The organism is Streptomyces sp. NBC_00820, assembly GCF_036347055.1.
Taxonomy (GTDB): domain Bacteria; phylum Actinomycetota; class Actinomycetes; order Streptomycetales; family Streptomycetaceae; genus Streptomyces.
The window spans coordinates 4,775,439-4,791,071 of the sequence record NZ_CP108882.1 but is presented as its reverse complement, the minus strand read 5'-3'; the positions used below and the strand labels follow the sequence as shown (position 1 = coordinate 4,791,071).

Below are 15,633 nucleotides of genomic sequence, written 5' to 3'. Positions count from 1 at the left end.
GGCCCGCCGGTGAGGGCGGGCCGTACGCGCGTCTTCCAGCGGGCGGCTCAGGCCAGTCGTACGACCGCGCGGGACATGCCCAGCACCTTCTGGCCGCCGCTCGTCGCGGTCAGGTCCACGCGCACGGTGTTGTCGTCGAGCTTGGCGGCGACCTTGCCGCTGACCTCGACGACGGCGCCCTGGTCGTCGTTGGGCACGACGACCGGCTTGGTGAAGCGGACGCCGTACTCCACGACCGCGCCCGGGTCACCGGTCCAGTCGGTGACCACGCGGATCGCCTCGGCCATGGTGAACATGCCGTGCGCGATGACGTCCGGCAGGCCCACCTCCTTGGCGAACTTCTCGTTCCAGTGGATGGGGTTGAAGTCCCCGGAGGCACCCGCGTAGCGCACCAGCGTGGCGCGGGTCACGGGGAAGGTCTGCGCCGGGAGTTCGGTGCCCACCTCGACGTCGTCGTACGCGATCTTCGCCGTCATCACTCTCAGGCCTCCTCGGCCGCGCGGGCCACGAGCTTGGTCCAGGCGGTCACCACGTGCTCGCCGGCCTCGTCGTGCACCTCACCGCGGATGTCCAGGATGTCGTTGCCCGCCATGGACTTGATGCCCTCGATGGTGGAGGTGACCGTGAGCCGGTCGCCGGCGCGCACCGGGCGGCTGTAGGCGAACTTCTGGTCCCCGTGCACCACGCGGCTGTAGTCCAGGCCGAGCTGCGGGTCCTGGACGACCTGTCCGGCGGCCCGGAAGGTGATGGAGAACACGAAGGTCGGCGGGGCGATCACATCGGAGTGACCGAACGCCTTGGCGGCCTCCGGGTCCGTGTAGACGGGGTTGGTCTCCCCGACCGCCTCGGCGAACTCACGGATCTTCTCCCGGCCCACCTCGTAGGCCGCGGTGGGCGGGTAGGTCCGCCCCACGAAGGACTGGTCGAGCGCCATGGCCCGGTACCTCCTGGTCTCAGCAGCGTGACAGGTGTCGCCAGCTGGACTGGCTTCACCAGCATGTGAAACGACGTGAGGCCGCCCCCGACATGCGGGGACGGCCTCACGTACGAGCCTGATTTATCGCGTTTCGCGGTGCGCGGTGTGCGCATTGCAACGCGGGCAGTGCTTCTTCATCTCAAGGCGATCCGGGTTGTTACGCCGGTTCTTCTTGGTGATGTAGTTCCGCTCCTTGCACTCCACGCAGGCCAGCGTGATCTTCGGGCGGACGTCGGTGGCAGCCACGTGAGTGCTCCTAGGACGAACGGATGGGTCTAACGCAACAAAGAGTAGCCGATCGAAGGACCGACCCTGCAATCGGCTACCGTGAGTAGCGGTGACCGGACTTGAACCGGTGACACAGCGATTATGAGCCGCTTGCTCTACCGACTGAGCTACACCGCTTTGATGAGATCAGTTCCCGTCTTGCGACGGGAACTTCTCACACCAGAGCCCCAAAACGGAATCGAACCGTTGACCTTCTCCTTACCATGGAGACGCTCTGCCGACTGAGCTATTGGGGCGAGCGAGGAAGACATTACACGGTTCGCAGCCGTTCGCCCAAATCCCTTGTCCAGGCGCCCGCCGAGGCCCTTGTCCCAGGCCTCCCCGCAGCCTCGTGAGCCCCACTGACGAGCGGCGGTCACGGCGTGCGGCGCGATGGGCGGAGACGGGCGCGAGGCGGTCGGCGGGGACGGGGACCGAGCGGGCGCCGGCGGGCCGCACGCGCGGGTGGCGTGGACAGGGCCGACGTACCGACGCACCTCACACGTGTGTGGCGCGGTCCAGGGCATTTTGGTGACGCTCCGCATGCGCCGGAGCCCCCGCTCCGGGCGCGCGGCGCGCACATGTGACGAACGACGCCCCGGCAAGGAACGCGACGTGCGCCACACACGCGGGCGACGGGCGTACTGCCATGGGTGGACCACGCCGGTACGACTATTGCGCTCCTCCGCGTCCCGGGCGGTCGGCGACCCTAGGCTCGACCCACTCTGCGTGATCTTGAGTCCACCGCGGTCTCGACGCCCCACGCGGCACGTCCGAGCCCACCGGCCCCGGCCCCGACCCCTGGCCCGGGCCCCGGCCCATGGAGTCCGATGACCGACAGCCAGCCGCAGCCGCATCCGTGGTCGTCGAACTCGTCGGGGTCACCGGGGCAGCCCGACCCGGCCACCCTCCTGCTGTGCGGCGCGCGGCTCACCGACGGCCGCAAAGTGGACGTGCGGCTGGGCGGCGGACGCATCGAGGCCGTCGGCACGGCCGGAAGCCTGTCGCCAGGACCCTGCCGGACCGGTACCGCGCGTGTGGACCTCAGCGGTTACCTGCTTCTGCCGGCTCCGGCCGAACCGCACGCCCACGGCGACACCGCGCTGTCCGCCGAGCACCCCGGACCGGTGTCGCACACCCCCGAGGACGTCCAGCGCCGCGCCACGGAGGCGGCCCTGCTCCAACTCGGGCACGGCGCGACGGCGGTGCGCGCCCACGTGCGCGTCGGCGACGTCCAGGGTCTGGGCGCGCTGGGAGCCGTCCTGCAGGCCCGGCGCTCGCTGCGCGGGCTCGCGGAGCTGACCACGGTGGCGATGCCGCGGCTGCTGACCGGGGCGGCCGGCGCCGACGGGCTCGCCATGCTGCGGGACGCGGTGAAGATGGGCGCCTCCGTGGTGGGCGGCTGCCCGGATCTGGACCCCGACCCGACGGGCTATGTGGAGGCCGTCCTGGAGGTGGCCTCGGAGCACGGCTGCCCGGTGGACCTGCACACCGACGCCGCCGACCCGGCCCGGCTGTCACGGCTCGCGGCCATGGCGGGCGGGCTGCGGCCCGGGGTGACGATCGGCCCGTGCTCCGGCCTCGCCCGCCTGCCCGCCGAGGCCGCAGGCCGCGTCGCCGACCAGCTCGCGGCGGCCGGCGTCACGGTCGTCTGCCTGCCGCAGGGCGGCTGCGCCGGCTCCGACCGCCGGGGTACGGCGCCGGTACGGCTCCTGCGCGCGGCGGGGGTGCGCGTGGCGGCCGGCGGCGGCGCCCTCCGCGATGTCGCCAACCCCGTCGGCCGCGCCGATCCCCTGGAAGCGGCCTATCTCCTGGCCTCGGGCCACGGCCTGCGCCCGCAGGCCGCCTACGACGCCGTGAGCGCCTCCGCCCGCGCCGTCCTGGGCCTCCCCGAGGTGCGTGTCGAGGCCGGTTTCCCGGCCGAACTCCTCGCCGTGCGCGGCGACCACCTGTCCGGCGCCCTCTCCCTCGCCTACAGCCGGATCGTCGTCCACCGCGGCCGGGTGGTCGCCCGTACGAGCGCGGTCCGCGAGTACTGCAACTCGGCGGTGGAAGCGGAGCCCGGGCTGCCGCGTCAGGGGCGCGGGGAGGTGTCGTAGGGGCGTTGCCGTAGGGGCGTCGGAGCGGGGGCCCTGAACGGCCCCCGAGAGTCCTTAACGCGTGCGGCGGAGGCGGCTCTTCGGGCGTACGGTCGGATTCATGCGCATTGTCATCGCTGGTGGTCATGGTCAGATCGCGCTGCGGCTGGAGCGGCTGCTCGCCGGGCGTGGGGACGAGGTCGCGGGGATCATCCGCAGGGCCGAGCAGGGCGACGATCTGCGGGCGGCCGGCGCCGAACCGGTGCTGCTCGACCTGGAGTCCGCGTCGGTGGAGGAGGTCGCGGCGCATCTGCAGGGCGCGGGCGCGGCGGTGTTCGCGGCCGGTGCGGGTCCGGGCAGCGGGGCGGCCCGCAAGGAGACGGTGGACAAGAACGCGGCGGTGTTGTTCGCGAAGGCGGCCGTACGCGCGCGCGTACGGCGCTTCCTGGTGGTCTCCTCGATGGGCGCCGACCCCGCGCACCAGGGGGACGACGTCTTCGACGTGTACCTGCGGGCCAAGGGCGAGGCCGACGCGTACGTCACCCGACAGGACGCACTCGACTGGACGATTCTGCGTCCCGGTGCGTTGACGGACGCCCCGGGCACCGGGCTGGTCCGCCTGGAGGCGCACACCGGGCGCGGCTCGGTCTCCCGGGACGACGTGGCGGCCGTACTGGCGGAGCTGGTGGAGACCTCGGCGACGGCCGGCCTGACGCTGGAGCTGATCAGCGGGTCGACGCCGGTGTCGGTGGCGGTGAAGTCGGTCGCCGGGAACTGAGGGCGGCGGCCGGCCTCCGGGCTTACGCGGAACCCGGAGAAGCACCGGTAATCCGACAACGGCCGACCGGCGACCGGCCGACCGGACGGGCAGTCGAAACAGTCGAGCAGTCGATCAGTCGATCAGAAGAGAGGCAGCTGCCCGGGGAAGTCCGGCACGACGTGCCCGTCCAACGACGGCTGGACCGCCCCGAGTTGCGCATGCTGCCGCGAGCCCGAGCACGAGACGAGCTCGCCGCTCCCCCGCGCCTCCCCCGGTGGATCGTGCCGCGCGAAGCGCCCCGCGACGACGGCGATGCCACGGCGGCACACAGGACAGGTTCTACGACGTGAGGACATGCCGTCAGTGTGCCCTGCCCTTTTCGGCCGTTACTCACTTTCGGGTGACGGTCCGTCCGCCACTGGGGTGGCGTGCCCTGGCGCACCTGACCAGCAGGTCAAGCCCCACATGGGCCGCGCCGCTGAGCAGGCGTCAACTTTGTGCATTCAGCACATAAATGGACCATGCAGGAAAGAGTCACTGAAATATGGATGACCGGTAACGATCCCCACGTCGCATCCTCATTCACGACGAAATGTGGGCACGGTGTGAACACGGCGGCCGACCGGTCGCCCTCGCTCACACCACGCAGGGAGAAACCTGTGACCGTATCCACGACCGCTCGCCGTCTGACAGCCGCCGCACTGACCACCGCGGCCATCACCGCGGCGATCGCCGTGCCGGCCTCGGCCGCCGACCACGGCCGCTCGCACCAGCCGATCGTGCGGATCAGCGACGTGCAGCACGAGTCGGGCTTCCGCGGCCCGCACTCCAACCGGGCGCTGAACAGCGAGTGGGTCGAGATCAGCAACAACTTCCGCCGCTCGGTGAACCTGGACGGCTGGACGCTCTCCGACCGCGCCGGCCACACCTACACGTTCGACCATTACCGCCTGGGCGGCCGCTCCACCGTCCGTGTCCACACGGGAATCGGCCACGACTCCCGCCACGACCTGTACCAGGACCGCCGCAACTCCGTCTGGGACCAGCGTGACACCGCCACCCTGCGGGACGACCACCGCCGCGTGGTCGACATCACCTCCTGGGGCAACGGCCGCCGTGACGGCGGCGACCACCGGCGCGACGGCCGTCACTGACGCGACAGCGCGCCGCTGACGCGGCCACCGCGCGCTGACAGCCGCTGATCGCGGCCGCGCCCGCCTTCCGACAAGGGCCCCGTGACCTGCTCCCGCAGGTCACGGGGCCCTTGTGGCGGTGTGGCGGGCCGTCATCGCCCATGACGCTGTCATGACGTCAACTGCGTGACATGAGGGCGTTCTTGCCCGGCACGCGAGAACGCCGTGGCGAGCGCGGTGCCGGCCCGACGGGCAGGGGTCCTCACGGACAGGCCGGGCCGCGCCGGAAAGCGGCGTCAGCGCCATGGAGCGAGGGTTCGGCGGAGTGGGTCCGGAGTCCGGAGAGCCGCCACGGCATCACGGCGCTCTCGCCGGACCCGCGGGCCCCTCCGCCCCTGCCCCTGCCCCTGCCCCTCGGATCCTCGGCCCCGGACAACGAAGAGACCCCCTCCGATCTGCGTTTCCGCAGATCGGAGGGGGTCTTCCCCAGTGTGGCGGCGCCAGGATTCGAACCTGGGAAGGCTGAGCCGGCAGATTTACAGTCTGCTCCCTTTGGCCGCTCGGGCACACCGCCTGGGTTGCTGCCGTTTCGAACCGCTTTTCGGCGGTGCTCCCTGGCAACGACGTAAACAATACCTGATGTGGAGGGGTGCTTCGCCACCCGATTGATCTCCGCCCCTCGGAGCGCGGGGTGGCTAGGCTGGTGCGGATGCGGCCCGGCGTGATGCCGGGCCCGGCGGCCGCCGCTCGCACGCCGGACGCACCCGTTACGCACCCCCGATACAAGGAGCCACAGGACATGGCCGACTCCAGTTTCGACATCGTCTCGAAGGTCGAGCGGCAGGAGGTCGACAACGCCCTCAACCAGACCGGCAAGGAGATCTCGCAGCGCTACGACTTCAAGGGCGTCGGCGCCTCGATCTCGTGGTCCGGTGACAAGATCCTCATGGAGGCGAACTCCGAGGACCGGGTCAACGCCGTCCTCGACGTCTTCCAGTCCAAGCTGATCAAGCGCGGCATCTCGCTGAAGGCGCTGGAGGCGGGCGAGCCCCAGCTCTCCGGCAAGGAGTACAAGATCTTCGCGACGATCCAGGAGGGCATCTCCCAGGAGAACGCGAAGAAGGTGGCGAAGATCATCCGCGACGAGGGCCCCAAGGGCGTGAAGGCCCAGGTCCAGGGTGAGGAGCTGCGGGTCACCTCCAAGAGCCGCGACGACCTTCAGGCCATCATCGCGCTGCTGAAGGGCAAGGACCTCGACTTCGCGCTGCAGTTCGTGAACTACCGGTAGCACCTGAGGGGCCGCGTCCCCGGGTGTGAACGCGAAAGGGTGGGTGCCCGTCCGGGCACCCACCCTTTCGTCGTCCGGTCCGGACACGCCTGGTCCGGTCGTCGCGAGCGTCACTCAGTCACGGGAGTTCCCGAACAGCAGGCGGTAGAGGATCAGCAGGACGAGGGAACCGCCGATGGCGGCGGTCCAGGTGGCTCCGTCGAAGAACTGCTTGGAGACCGGATGGTCCAGCCAGCGGGCCGAGATCCAGCCGCCGATGAACGCGCCCGCGATGCCGATGAGGGTCGTACCGATGAAGCCGCCGGGGTCGCGGCCCGGCAGCAGGACCTTGGCGATGGCTCCGGCCAGCAGGCCGAGGATGATCCAACCGATGATGCTCATGCCGTGAACCTGCCCTCCCGTGCTGGGCCCGCACGGGCCGGTCGCTGAGAATTCCGTGAAGACCGGAGACCGGCTGTCCGTCGCGTGCCCGTTCGTGCCGTACGGCTGAGGCCGTACTGCCGAAGAGGACGCCCGGGGGCCGCCACGTGGTTGCGGCGCCCGTCCCGCAGCCGCCGCGGGATCACTTCCCCGCGCTCACGGCCCTCCCGTGGACCCTCTGCGGTTCCGCTTCGCACCCGGGCACCGGATACTGGCCGGTGAAGCCGCGCATGGGCGTCACCCGCGAAGGGGAAGCGATCATGAAAATCGTCAGCCTGATCCTCAACATCCTGTGGTTGGTCTTCTGCGGGATCTGGATGGCGCTCGCCTACACGTTGGCCGCGCTGATCTGCTTCGTCCTGATCATCACGATCCCGTTCGGCATCGCCTCGCTGCGGATCGCCGGCTACGTGCTCTGGCCCTTCGGGCGTACGACGGTCCCGAAGCCGGACGCCGGAGCGGGTTCGTTGATCGGCAACGTGATCTGGATCATCGTCGCGGGGTGGTGGCTCGCCATCGGCCACCTCGTCACCAGCATCCCGCTGTTCCTGTCGGTCATCGGGATCCCCTTCGGCTGGGCGAACCTCAAACTGATTCCGATCTCCCTCATGCCCCTGGGACGTGAGGTCGTGCCGAGCGACGAGGGGTTCGGCGGACGCTGAACCAGGCGATGACGGGCACGGAACGGCCGAAGGCCGCCCGGAGCGAGTCGGACGGCCTTCAGGACGGGTTCAGAGCGGGTTCAGGGCGGTCTTCACCGGTTCCGGCCTGCCATCTTCTCCAGGCGGGCGATACGTTCCGCCATGGGCGGATGGGTGGAGAACATCTTGGTCAGGCCCTGGCCGGGACGGAACGGGTTCGCGATCATCATGTGGCTCGCGGTCTCGATGCGGGGCTCGGGGGGCAGCGGAAGCTGCTTGGTGCCGATCTCCAGCTTGCGCAGGGCGCCGGCGAGAGCGAGCGGATCGCCGGTGAGCTGGGCGCCCGAGGCGTCCGCCTCGTACTCCCTGGAGCGGCTGATGGCCAGCTGGATCAGGGTGGCGGCGAGCGGACCGAGGATCATGATCAGGAGCATGCCGAGCAGGCCGGGGCCGTCGTCGTCGTCCGAGCGGCCGACCGGGATCAGCCAGGCGAAGTTGACCAGGAACATGATCACCGAGGCGAGGGCGCCGGCGACGGACGAGATGAGGATGTCGCGGTTGTAGACATGGCTCAGCTCATGGCCGATGACTCCGCGCAGCTCACGCTCGTCGAGCAGGCGCAGGATGCCCTCCGTGCAGCACACGGCGGCGTTGCGCGGGTTGCGGCCCGTGGCGAAGGCGTTGGGCGCCTCCGTCGGGGAGATGTACAGGCGCGGCATGGGCTGGCGGGCCTGCGTGGACAGCTCGCGGACCATGCGGTACAGCTCCGGGGCCTCGAACTCGCTGACCGGGCGGGCGCGCATCGCGCGTAGCGCCAGCTTGTCGCTGTTCCAGTACGCGTACGCGTTCGTGCCGAGCGCGATCACTACGGCGACGATCAGCCCGGTACGGCCGAAGAAGCTGCCGATGACGATGATGAGTGCGGACAGTCCCCCGAGGAGTACGGCGGTCCTGAGCCCGTTGTGCCGGCGGTGCACTGTTGCGCCCTCCAAGTCGTGCGGCAGGGGACCCTTTGGTCCAGTGGAACCTCCCGCTCTGGTCAACGCCAGGCGGCGGCCGCGAGTTCCCCGCTGCCCGCGGCGGCACGGGGCCGCCGTGCGGGTGACGTGCGCTTACGACCGTGCGGACACGGCCGTCGGGGCGGTACGGGTCGCTGTCAGAGCCGCACGGGTGCACCGCCAGAGCCGTACGGCCGCGGCCGTGCCGGCCTCAGAACAGGCCGGTGGCGGCGAAGCCCAGGACCAGCTGGGGCGCGACGGAGAGCGCCACGCCGAGGACGCCGGTCAGGGCGAGCGCGGCGGTGAGGGGCGCCGGGACCCGGTGCCGGGCGGGTTCGCCCTCGGGGGCGCGGAAGAGCAGGGCCGTCCACTGGAGGTAGTAGTACAGGGCGATGACGACGTTGACGGCCATGACGACGGCGAGCCAGCCGAGGCCCGCGTCGACGGCGGCCGAGAACACGGTGACCTTGGCGAACAGTCCGATGACGCCCGGGGGCAGCCCGGCCAGGCACAGCAGGAAGAAGGCCATGAGGACGGCGGTCACGGGGTTCGTGGCGTACAGGCCCCGGTAGTCGCTGACCCGGTTCAGGGACTTCGTACGGCCCACCAGGGCGGCCACCGCGAAGGCGCCGAGGTTCACGACGGCGTACATGAGGGCGTACGCGACGGTGGAGCCGATCGCCTTGTCGGCGTCCTTGGTGTAGCCGGCGGCGGCGATCGGTACCAGCAGGTAGCCGGCCTGGCCGACGGAGGACCAGGCGAGCAGCCGTACGGCGCTGTACGCGCGCGTGGACTGCTGGCGCAGGGCGCCGACGTTGCCGACGGTCATGGTCAGCGCGGCCAGCACGGCGAGCGCGGGCCCCCACACGTCGGCGTACGACGGGAAGGCGACGACGGTGACGAGGATCAGGCCGGAGAAGCCGGCCGCCTTGCCGACGACCGACAGGTAGGCGGCGACGGGCAGCGGGGCGCCCACGTAGGTGTCGGGGACCCAGAAGTGGAAGGGGACGGCGGCCACCTTGAAGGCGAAGCCGACGAGGGTGAGGACGACGCCGGTCTGGGCCAGGGTGTGGAACTGGCCGTCGACGTGCTGGACGCGCTGGGCGACCTGGGTGAGGTAGAGGGTGCCGGTGGTGGCGTAGACGAAGCTGATGCCCAGCAGGCTCACCGCGGTGGCGGTGACCGAGGACAGGAAGAACTTCAGGGCCGCCTCGGAGGACCGCTTGTCGCCGTGCCGGATGCCGACGAGGGCGAAGGCGGGGAGGGTGGTGACCTCCAGGGCGACGATCAGGGTGGCCAGGTCGCGGGAGGCGGGCAGCAGGGCGGCGCCGGCCGCGGACTGGAGCAGCAGGAACCAGAACTCCCCCGTCGGGACGCGGCGGTGCTCGTCCTTGAGGTTCGTCACCGACAGCAGGGCGGCGAGGAGGGCGCCGCCGAGGACGAGGAACTGGATGACCAGGGTGAAGTGGTCGGCGGTGTAGCTGCACGCGCGCGTGGTGCCGGTGCCGGTGCCGGTCACGCAGAAGGTGCTGCGGTTCCCGTCCAGGAGGGGCAGCAGCATCAGCGCGGCGGCGGCCAGCCCTGCCACGGAGATCCAGCCGAGGACGGGCTTGCGCGCCTCGGGCAGGAACAGGTCGGCGACCAGTACCGCGAGTCCGACGACCGCGGCGATGACGGGCGGGGCGACGGCGAGCCAGTCGACGGACTGGACCAGCGACTGGGCCGGCGACTGGGCCACGGAGTGGATCACGTGGTGGGCTCCCGACTCGAGCGTCGACTGGGCCAGGTACGAGAACAGGTGCTGGGTCATGGAGTGGCCCAGGGCGCTCATCGGGAGCCTCCTGCGAGGAGCTGGTGCACGGCCGGGTCGGTCAGGCCGAGCAGCGCCCTCGGCCACAGTCCGGCGACGACGGTGAGGACGGCGAGCGGGGTCCAGGCCGCGAGCTCGTAGCCGCGTACGTCGGCGAGTTCCGGCGTGTCCTCGGGTACGGCGCCCATGCAGACGCGGCGGACCACGGCGAGCATGTAGGCGGCGGTCAGCAGGGTGCCGAAGGCGCCGATGGCCATGAAGGTGAGGAAGGCCGGGCGGCTGAGGTCGGGAGCGGGCTTGAACGCGCCGAACAGGGCCAGCATCTCGCCCCAGAACCCGGCGAGGCCGGGCAGGCCGAGCGAGGCCACGGCGGCGAAGGCGAGGAGGCCGCCGAAGCGGGGGGCCCTGCCGTACAGGGCGGCTCCGGTCTCCTGCGCGAGCGTGTCCAGGTCGGTGCTGCCGGTGCGGTCCTTCAGGGCTCCGACCAGGAAGAACAGGAGGCCGGTGATGAGGCCGTGGGCGATGTTGGCGAACAGGGCGCCGTTCACGCCGGTCGGGGTCATGGTGGCGATGCCCAGCAGGACGAAGCCCATGTGGCCGACGGAGGAGTAGGCGATGAGCCGCTTCAGGTCGCCGTTCGCGCCGCGCCTGACGAGCGCCAGGCAGGCCAGCGATCCGTAGATGATCCCGACGACGGCGAACGCGGCGAGGTACGGCGCGAAGGTGTGGAAGCCGTGCGGCGCGATCGGCAGCAGGATCCGGACGAACCCGTACGTGCCCATCTTCAGCAGCACGCCGGCCAGCAGCACGGAGCCGACGGTCGGGGCGGCGGTGTGGGCCTCGGGCAGCCAGCTGTGCAGCGGCCACATCGGGGTCTTGACGGCGAGCCCGATCCCGATCGCCAGAACTGCGATGACCTGCACGGACGCGGTCAGTGACCGGCCGTTGTCAGTGGCGAGTGCCACCATGTCGAACGTGCCCGCCTTGATCCCGATCAGGAGCAGGCCGAGCAGCATGACGACGGAGCCGAGCAGGGTGAAGAGGATGAACTTCCAGGCGGCCCGGGTCCGTCTCGCGCCGCCCCAGCGGGCGATGAGGAAGTACATCGGGATGAGCACCGTCTCGAACGCGAGGAAGAACAGCAGCAGGTCGAGGACGGCGAAGGTCGCGAGGGTGCCGCACTCGAGCAGGAGCACCAGCGCGACGAAGGCCTTCGGGGACGGGCCCGTGGGCGGCTTGAAGTACGAGTAGAGCGCGCAGAGGAAGGTCAGCAGCGCGGTCAGGACCAGAAGGGGGAGGGAGATGCCGTCGACGCCGAGGTGGATGCGCACGTCGAGTGCGGGGATCCAGCTGATGTCGGTCTGGGCCTGCATCCTCGACGGATGGTCGTGGTCGAAGCCGAGCGCGAGGACGATCGCGGCGATGAGGATCACGCCGGTCACGGTCACGCCGTGCCGCAGGACGGCCTGCTCGGGCGACTTCCCCTTCAGTCCGGGCGGGGCGGGCAGGAGAGCGGCGGCGGCACCGAGGAGCGGGCCGACGACGACGAATGCCAGAAGGAACTGCATCACTGACTCGTTGATATCGATCACGCCTGCTCACGCTCCTGAGGCGAAGAGGAGGACGGCGACCGTCAGGACGACGGTGCCGGCGAGCAGCGCGCTCACATAGGTCTGGACATTGCCGGTCTGGGCCCGCCGTACGGCGGCTCCGAGCACCCGGGGCAGCGCGGCCGCGCCGCGTACGTAGGTGTCGACGACCTCGCGGTCGAGGAACCGGACGAGGCTCGCGCCGGCGAGGACCGGGCGGACGAACAGCGCGGCGTACACGGCGTCCAGGTGGAAGCCGGCGGCCGCGGGCCGGTACAGCGGGCCGAGCAGCAGCCGGCCGGGGTCGGGCGCGTGAGCGAGGCCGGGGTAGGTCGGCTCCCGCTCGGCGAGGGCGTGCGCCTCGACCAGGCTCGCGTCGCCCTCAGGGTGCGCGGCCGCCTCGCCCTGGAGGTGCTCCCACTCGAAGGAGGGCGCGGGGGCCGCCGCGACGCGGGCGGCGAGCGCCCGGGTGCGCTGCCAGGTGCCGTAGGTGAGCAGGCCTCCGACCAGGGCGAGGCCGGTGCCGAGGATGGAGGTGAGGAGTGTCGGGGCCAGGGCCACGCCGTCGAACCAGCCGGGCAGCGAGCGGTAGGCGAGGCCGCCGAAGGCCAGGGACGGCACGGCGAGCACCCACAGCACCACGGTCATGGACAGGGGCTGACGACCGTGATCGGGGGCTTCGGCGCCCCGGCCGCGGAAGGCCAGCAGCCACAGCCGGGTGGCGTACGCGGCGGTGAGCAGGGCGGTGAGCAGCCCCGCGACCAGGACGATCCAGCCCGCCGCGCCGGGCGCGTGGTCGGTGTGGCCGTCGGCGACGTGTTCGGCGGCGCCGAGGACGGACTCCTTGGAGAAGAAGCCGCTGAAGGGCGGGATCGCGGCGAGCGCGAGCAGCGCCACGGTCATCGTCCAGTAGGCGTCCGGGATGCGGTCGCGCAGGTGACTCATCCGGGACATGGCGGCCAGCGAGTTGGTGCCGGAGGCGTGGATGACCACGCCGGCGGCGAGGAACAGCAGCGCCTTGAAGGCGCCGTGCGACAGGAGGTGGAAGACGGCGGCGCCGCGGTCGCCGACGGCGAGGGCGCCCGTCATGTAGCCGAGCTGGCCGATCGTCGAGTAGGCGAGGACGCGCTTGATGTCGTCCTGGGCGAGGGCGGCGAGGCCGGAGCCGATCATCGTGACGGCGGCCATCACGGCGAGGACGACCATCGCGGCCTGGGAGGCCTCGAAGACCGGGAGGAGGCGCGCGACGAAGTAGACACCGGCGGCGACCATGGTCGCCGCGTGGATCAGCGCCGAGACGGGCGTCGGGCCCGCCATGGCGTCCGGGAGCCAGGTGTGCAGCGGGAACTGGGCCGACTTGCCGGCCACACCCGCGAGGAGCAGCAGGGCGATGAGGGTCGGGTGGTGCAGTCCGCCGCTCGCCACGGCGCCGAGGATCCGGGTGATGCGGAAGGACCCGGCGTCGGTGCCGAGGGCGAACAGGCCGATGAGGAACGGCACGTCGCCGAGCTTGGTGACCAGGAAGGCCTTGATGGAGGCGGCGCGGGCCTCCGGGGTCTCCCAGTAGTGGCCGACCAGGAAGTAGGAGCAGATGCCCATGACCTCCCAGCCGACCAGCAGCACCATCAGGTCGCCCGAGTAGACGACGAGGAGCATCGCGGAGGTGAACAGGGAGACGAGGGCCGCGTAGGAGGGGTAGCGCGGGTCGTCGCGCAGGTAGCCCGTCGAGTAGACCTGCACGCAGGTCGCGACGAAGGCGACCAGGACGGCGACGAGCGCGGCGAAGCCGTCGATGTGCAGGGCCAGGTCGACCGGGACCGAGCCGGTGGGCGTCAGCAGCGTGTGGGCGTCGATGGCCCGGCCGCCGCCCTGGCGTACGGCGACCAGTGCGGCCAGCACCAGGGAGGCCAGGGCCGGGAGTACGGCGAGCGGGCGGACGAGTCCGGGCGCGGTTCGGCCCAGGAGCAGGCCGGCCGCGGCGCCCAGGAAGGGCAGGACGGGGACGAGGACGGCGAGGGTGGTCGTGGTCACGCGGTGGCCTCAGCCTTCTCGGCCCCGGGGGCGTCGGTGTCGGGGCCGGCCGCGGGGCCCTCGGCGGTGTCGCGGAGCTTGTCGATGTCGGAGGTGCCGCGGTTGCGGTACACGGCGAGCACGATCGCGAGGCCGATGCCGATCTCGGCGGCGGCGATGGTGATGGTGAACAGGGTCAGCGCCTGGCCGGAGTGCAGGGTGTCCTGGGCGGCGTGGCTGAGCCAGACGTCGAAGGCGACCAGGTTGAGGTTGACGGCGTTGAGCATCAGCTCGACCGACATCAGGACCAGGATCGCGTTGCGGCGGGCGAGGACGCCGTACAGGCCGGTGCAGAAGAGGAGGGCGGAGAGGACGGCGGGGTAGGCGAGGTGCATCAGCGGGCGCCTTCCGTCTCGCCGGGGGTGGGTACGGGGCCGGCCGGGGCGACCGGGGTTGCCGGCGAGGCCGGGGTCGCCGTCGGCGCGGCGGTGCCGGAGGCCGCTTCCGCCTTCGCCTTGCGGGACAGGACGATCGCGCCGACCAGGGCCGCGAGGAGGAGGACGGAGAGCGCCTCGAAGGGCAGCACCCAGTACTGGAACAGGCTCTGACCGGTGACCCGGGTGGAGCCGGCGGCCGGGCCGCTCAGGTCGATCCAGGTCGCGCGGAAGGCGTCGACGACCACCCAGACCAGGCAGCCCGCGGCGACGACCGCGACGCCGAGGGCGACCCAGCGGTTGCCGGAGTCGGCGTCCGGGGAGCGGCCGATCGGGGCCCTGGTGAGCATCAGGCCGAACAGGAGGAGGACGACGACGGAGCCGACGTAGATGAGTACCTGCACCCAGGCGATGAACTCGGCGGTGAGCAGGAGGTACTCGACGGCCAGGCCGCCGAGCGTGACCACCAGCCACAGGGCGGCGTGGACCAGCTGCCGGGTGGTGACGGTGATGAGCGCGGCGCCGAAGGTGACGAGGCCGACGAGCAGGAAGGCGATCTCGACACCGGTCGGGGACAGGAAGCCGTGCTGTGCTGCGGCGAGGCTCACGAGTCCCCCTCCTGTTCCTTGGGTTCCCGCGGTTCCTGCGGTTCCTGCGATTCCTGCGGCTCGGTCTGTGCGGTGGCTTCCTGCGCGGCTGCTTCCTGCGCGGCGGCCAGCTTCTCGGCGGCCTTGCGGGCGGCGGCGATCTCCTTGGGCTCCTCCGCGCCGGGGTCCAGGGCGGGCGGGGCCGGGACGGTCCACATCCACTCGCGGAGCTTGTCGCGCTCGTGGGTGAGTTCGAGGATGTCGGTCTCGGCGTACTCGAACTCCGGGGACCAGAACAGGGCGTCGAAGGGACAGACCTCGATGCAGATACCGCAGTACATGCACAGGGAGAAGTCGATGGCGAACCGGTCGAGGACGTTGCGGCTGCGCTCGCGACCGCCGGGGGTGGCCGCCGGGACCGTCTCCTTGTGGGAGTCGATGTAGATGCACCAGTCGGGGCACTCACGGGCGCACAGCATGCAGACCGTGCAGTTCTCCTCGAACAGGCCGATCACACCGCGGGTGCGGGGCGGCAGTTCGGGCTGGACGTCCGGGTACTGCTCGGTGACCGTCTTCTTCGTCATCGTGCGCAGGGTGACGGCCAGGCCCTTGGCGAGGCCGGAGCCGGGGATGGGAGCCATG

The 15,633-nt window shown here is 71.2% G+C and carries 17 protein-coding genes and 3 tRNA genes; 5 read left to right on the top strand and 15 right to left on the bottom strand.

Going from position 1 to position 15,633, the window contains the following annotated elements; all coding sequences use genetic code 11:
* Positions 1-47: 47 nt before the first annotated feature.
* The 5 genes from OIB37_RS21705 to OIB37_RS21685 all read right to left on the bottom strand — a co-directional run bounded on the left by OIB37_RS21705 (position 48) and on the right by OIB37_RS21685 (position 1,500).
* Entirely contained in the window at positions 48-476 is a 429-nt protein-coding gene (locus OIB37_RS21705) for a MaoC family dehydratase (RefSeq protein WP_330459270.1), read from the bottom strand.
* Between the two features lie 5 nt (positions 477-481).
* Entirely contained in the window at positions 482-934 is a 453-nt protein-coding gene (locus tag OIB37_RS21700) for a MaoC family dehydratase N-terminal domain-containing protein (protein WP_330459269.1), read from the bottom strand.
* 123 nt (positions 935-1,057) lie between these two features.
* Positions 1,058-1,222 carry a 50S ribosomal protein L33 gene (gene rpmG, locus OIB37_RS21695; RefSeq protein WP_003948671.1) on the bottom strand — a complete coding sequence of 55 codons (165 nt, stop codon included), beginning with the start codon at positions 1,220-1,222 and terminating at the stop codon, positions 1,058-1,060.
* Between the two features lie 86 nt (positions 1,223-1,308).
* Positions 1,309-1,381, bottom strand: a tRNA-Met gene (locus tag OIB37_RS21690).
* Positions 1,382-1,427: 46 nt separating this feature from the next.
* A tRNA-Thr gene (locus OIB37_RS21685) sits at positions 1,428-1,500 on the bottom strand.
* A gap of 573 nt (positions 1,501-2,073) precedes the next feature.
* Between OIB37_RS21685 and OIB37_RS21680 the strand changes: the two genes are divergently transcribed.
* Both OIB37_RS21680 and OIB37_RS21675 read left to right on the top strand, forming a co-directional pair.
* The gene (locus tag OIB37_RS21680) at positions 2,074-3,342 is read left to right on the top strand and encodes a hydrolase (RefSeq protein ID WP_330459268.1); all 1,269 of its coding nucleotides are present in this window, start codon (positions 2,074-2,076) and stop codon (positions 3,340-3,342) included.
* 100 nt (positions 3,343-3,442) lie between these two features.
* Complete coding sequence (locus OIB37_RS21675) at positions 3,443-4,099, top strand: NAD(P)H-binding protein (protein WP_330459267.1); 657 nt, start codon at positions 3,443-3,445, stop codon at positions 4,097-4,099.
* A 122-nt stretch (positions 4,100-4,221) separates the two neighbouring features.
* On the opposite strand, the gene OIB37_RS21670 is transcribed toward OIB37_RS21675, so the two are convergent.
* A complete protein-coding gene (locus OIB37_RS21670) occupies positions 4,222-4,437 on the bottom strand; it encodes a hypothetical protein (RefSeq protein WP_330459266.1) in 216 nt (71 codons plus the stop codon).
* Between the two features lie 303 nt (positions 4,438-4,740).
* On the opposite strand from OIB37_RS21670, the gene OIB37_RS21665 reads away from it, so the two are divergent.
* Entirely contained in the window at positions 4,741-5,235 is a 495-nt protein-coding gene (locus tag OIB37_RS21665; RefSeq protein ID WP_330459265.1) for a lamin tail domain-containing protein, read from the top strand.
* Between the two features lie 471 nt (positions 5,236-5,706).
* Here the strand turns inward: OIB37_RS21665 and OIB37_RS21660 are convergent.
* Positions 5,707-5,788: transfer RNA gene (locus OIB37_RS21660), tRNA-Tyr, on the bottom strand.
* A gap of 225 nt (positions 5,789-6,013) precedes the next feature.
* Here OIB37_RS21660 and OIB37_RS21655 point away from each other — a divergent pair.
* A complete protein-coding gene (locus OIB37_RS21655; RefSeq protein WP_330459264.1) occupies positions 6,014-6,502 on the top strand; it encodes a YajQ family cyclic di-GMP-binding protein in 489 nt (162 codons plus the stop codon).
* 114 nt (positions 6,503-6,616) lie between these two features.
* Here the strand turns inward: OIB37_RS21655 and OIB37_RS21650 are convergent, their stop codons facing one another.
* Positions 6,617-6,883, bottom strand: a complete 267-nt coding sequence (locus OIB37_RS21650) for a GlsB/YeaQ/YmgE family stress response membrane protein (protein WP_330459263.1) — start codon at positions 6,881-6,883, stop codon at positions 6,617-6,619.
* 299 nt (positions 6,884-7,182) lie between these two features.
* Between OIB37_RS21650 and OIB37_RS21645 the strand changes: the two genes are divergently transcribed.
* On the top strand, positions 7,183-7,584 hold the full coding sequence (locus OIB37_RS21645; protein ID WP_330459262.1) for a YccF domain-containing protein: 402 nt from the start codon (positions 7,183-7,185) through the stop codon (positions 7,582-7,584).
* A gap of 92 nt (positions 7,585-7,676) precedes the next feature.
* Here OIB37_RS21645 and htpX read toward each other — a convergent pair whose 3' ends face one another.
* The 7 genes from htpX to OIB37_RS21610 form a co-directional block, all read right to left on the bottom strand.
* A complete protein-coding gene (gene htpX, locus OIB37_RS21640; protein ID WP_330459261.1) occupies positions 7,677-8,540 on the bottom strand; it encodes a zinc metalloprotease HtpX in 864 nt (287 codons plus the stop codon).
* Positions 8,541-8,772: 232 nt separating this feature from the next.
* Positions 8,773-10,308 carry an NADH-quinone oxidoreductase subunit N gene (locus OIB37_RS21635; protein WP_330461922.1) on the bottom strand — a complete coding sequence of 512 codons (1,536 nt, stop codon included), beginning with the start codon at positions 10,306-10,308 and terminating at the stop codon, positions 8,773-8,775.
* An 80-nt stretch (positions 10,309-10,388) separates the two neighbouring features.
* The gene (locus OIB37_RS21630; RefSeq protein ID WP_330459260.1) at positions 10,389-11,963 is read right to left on the bottom strand and encodes a complex I subunit 4 family protein; all 1,575 of its coding nucleotides are present in this window, start codon (positions 11,961-11,963) and stop codon (positions 10,389-10,391) included.
* Positions 11,964-11,969: 6 nt separating this feature from the next.
* Positions 11,970-13,991, bottom strand: a complete 2,022-nt coding sequence (locus OIB37_RS21625; protein ID WP_330459259.1) for an NADH-quinone oxidoreductase subunit 5 family protein — start codon at positions 13,989-13,991, stop codon at positions 11,970-11,972.
* Entirely contained in the window at positions 13,988-14,365 is a 378-nt protein-coding gene (gene nuoK / locus OIB37_RS21620) for an NADH-quinone oxidoreductase subunit NuoK (RefSeq protein ID WP_330459258.1), read from the bottom strand. The genes OIB37_RS21625 and nuoK overlap by 4 nt, the downstream gene beginning before the upstream one ends.
* Entirely contained in the window at positions 14,365-15,012 is a 648-nt protein-coding gene (locus OIB37_RS21615; RefSeq protein ID WP_330459257.1) for an NADH-quinone oxidoreductase subunit J family protein, read from the bottom strand. The genes nuoK and OIB37_RS21615 overlap by 1 nt, the downstream gene beginning before the upstream one ends.
* Positions 15,009-15,632 carry a NuoI/complex I 23 kDa subunit family protein gene (locus tag OIB37_RS21610; RefSeq protein WP_330459256.1) on the bottom strand — a complete coding sequence of 208 codons (624 nt, stop codon included), beginning with the start codon at positions 15,630-15,632 and terminating at the stop codon, positions 15,009-15,011. Before OIB37_RS21610 ends, OIB37_RS21615 begins: the two co-directional genes overlap by 4 nt.
* Position 15,633 lies beyond the last annotated feature (1 nt).